This window comes from Streptomyces sp. NPDC007205, from assembly GCF_040634095.1.
Taxonomy (GTDB): domain Bacteria; phylum Actinomycetota; class Actinomycetes; order Streptomycetales; family Streptomycetaceae; genus Streptomyces.
The window spans coordinates 1-2,762 of record NZ_JBEYEW010000141.1; the positions used below are offsets into that span (position 1 = coordinate 1).

At 63.9% G+C, this 2,762-nt stretch carries 2 protein-coding genes; one reads left to right on the forward strand and one right to left on the reverse strand.

All coding sequences use genetic code 11. The annotated features are described in order from the left end of the window. The first annotated feature begins 851 nt into the window (after positions 1–851). The gene (locus ABZ624_RS42575; RefSeq protein ID WP_360101045.1) at positions 852–1,982 is read left to right on the forward strand and encodes a hypothetical protein; all 1,131 of its coding nucleotides are present in this window, start codon (positions 852–854) and stop codon (positions 1,980–1,982) included. Between the two features lie 500 nt (positions 1,983–2,482). Here the strand turns inward: ABZ624_RS42575 and ABZ624_RS42580 are convergent. Beyond that, a partial coding sequence (locus ABZ624_RS42580; RefSeq protein WP_360101048.1) for a hypothetical protein occupies positions 2,483–2,762 on the reverse strand: 280 nt, incomplete at its 5' end.

Here is a 2,762-nt window from a genome sequence, read left to right on the forward strand (position 1 = left end):
GCGGTCACCACACCGGCACAGCTCCACGGCCTCGGCCCTGAACCCGGCATGAACGACCAGCGAGGGCGGGGCTCCTTCTTCCCCATGCTCTCCATGACGGACATCCTCCCGGGGCTGAACCCCTGATCGCGGATGTCCGTCAAAGCACATCAAGCCCAGCCCGTGCAGGACTGGGTAAACCAGGGCCCGGCGGTTCGAGCCAGTTGATGGCCTGAGGTGGGACTTGATCGCGGATTTCTTGGCTCTTGTGAATGGCCGCAGCAGCTTCATCGGAGCGTCGCCCGTCTTGGCAGGCAAGATGACTGAGGGAGCCAGCCGCTTGATCAGCCAAGGGCCCGAGCATCATCGTGTTCGGTTGATGCCGCCCGCCGACACGCAGTGTTCGTCTGATTTACCAGGCTCAACAGCAGCTTCGCCCGGCGGCGGACAACGATCTTTACTCGCCAAAGAATGACTTGAAAACACCCAAGGGTGGCGCAAATGCGCCTGCCGAGGTGGTCGAGCGGCTCCGCAGACTTGATAGCGCTTGCCTTCCAGTCGAGGGCGTGAGCAAGTTACCGGGGAAGAGGAGGCGCCTGATGCCTCGCCAAGGGCAACGCAACACACGGCTCGCAGGCCTTGTGTCGGAGGCGGGCTGGAGCGCCGCGGACCTCGCCAAAGCTGTCAATTACATTGGCCGTTTTGAAGGATTGAACCTCCAATACGACCGGACCACGGTGGCTCATTGGCTCGCCGGATCCTGCCCCAGGGCACCCGTTCCCGCCCTGGTTGCCGAAACATTGACTCGCCGTATTGGCCGTCCTGTGCGGGTGGCGGATACCGGACTTCTTCCGGGACCGGACTCACAGGAGATGGACATCCTCGACATTGCAGCGGCGGATCGTGAAGACCCGGTTCAGCAACTGCTTGTCTTGGCCGGACTTGACGCCGACCCTGCTCGTCGGCCCCCCCTGCTCGACCTCATCTACCGCCAGATCCCGGTTGACACCAAGGAAGATGCTGCTCTCCTGGCTTCAACAGCAGGTGCATACGTGACAGCAACCGCGGAGGAGTTCGGACGACAGCGGTCCGTCACCGTCGAGGCGCAGTTGCTGTATGCCATGATCGATTCCTTCGCCTCGTATAAAGAACAGTTCGGTGGCGGCCATGCTCGAGCTGTACCGGCGGCTTACACAGCGGACGACGTGGGCCGTTTGCTCACATCCCTGGTACGGCCGCCAGTGCGCACGGATGTGATGATTGCGGTGGGGCAACTGGCCCACCTCATGGGGGACATGACCGCTGACGCAGGGCATCATGGGCTCGCACAGCGCTACTACCTGCTGGCTTCGGGAATCGCGGTCAAAGAGGGGGATCGACGGGGACGCGCCATCGCGCTGCGGGCGATGAGCGTCCAGGCTGCTTCGCTCGAGGTACCGCGGTATGCGGCAGACCTGGCGGATGCCGCTGTCGACGTTGCCGGCACATTGGACGACGGTGACCTGCGGGCCTTTCTGCTGGCGCAACGGGCATACGCTCGTACGCTCGTCCGTGACGCCCCCGGTGCCATCGAGGACCTGGCCGCAGCCGAGCGTGCCCTCGACGGAACTACAGGCGGAGCAGGTCCGTTCACGTCATATCCGAGAGCCGGACTCGCGTACCAGCAGGGCATGACGCTTCACGCGCTCGGCGACAGAGCTGGTGCGGTCGCTGCTTTCAGCAGGGCGGTGCAGTGGCGCGCGCCCCATGAACGCCGGTTACGGGCTCTCACCCAGGCACGCCTGGCCGACGTGCTGCTGGATCTGGGCCGTGTCGAAGAGGCGTGTGTACATGCTTCGGCCTTTGCCGATGACTACCCGTTCCTCCATTCCCATGGGGCGATCTTGGCAATAGGGAGGATTCGTTCCCGGTTCGCCACGTTCCTCAAGGTACAGCGAGCCGCCGCCGTGTACGAGAGGCTTACGGAGCTGGAAGAGGCGCTGCGGTCCCGTGTCGGCCAGTGACCAGGTGCCGAGTCGGGCCCAGCTGATAGGTCCGCGTCGAGGGCCCTCTGCAGGGCTTCAGCACCGCCGCACGATCAACGAATCCCCTCGAGCGGACGCTCACCCGCCCAGAATGCAGGGCGTCCTGCCTTCCTACTCAGGCGTCTCGCCCAGCGGCTCCGCTGCGGAGCGGGACTGGCCGACGGCCTTGGCCTCCTCGCGTGCACCGCGAAGCGTAACGTCTCCGACCATCTGGGAAGGCGTGTCCTGGCCAGTCACGGCGGCCCAGGAGTAAGTTGCGATTAAGGCATCTAACGGATCATTCATACTGGATTATTGGATCGGCTCGCGGTTACACGGAACACATTGTTATCCTATTTCAGCCGATTGGCCCAGCTAAAGATGGGTGGCTGACCTTGCAGGACCATGGGACTGGCCGACCAGCGAAGTTTCGGACGCAAGCCGAGGCCGTTCGACAGATCTGGAGCGACTCGCACCCGTGATCCGACGGCGGCCCGCGCTCACGCCATCACCACGCGCCAGAGGCCCGTGCGGGCCGCTCCGTTGAGGAATGACGGTTCCTGCCGGTCAGCGGTGCCTCCTTCGCAGAAGGCAGGCGGCCTGCAGCCGGTTGCTTTCCTGGGCCTCGGGTCCGGCTTGCAGAAGCATGCCAGGTCTCCATCACCGCACCATGCATCACCCTTGTCCCGGAGGCTTTTCAATTTGGCCACCGATCGGGTGACGAGGCCGGTCGAGTAACGGGCGCGGCCCTCGGACTGTTGAGCGAGATGTCTGAAGTCT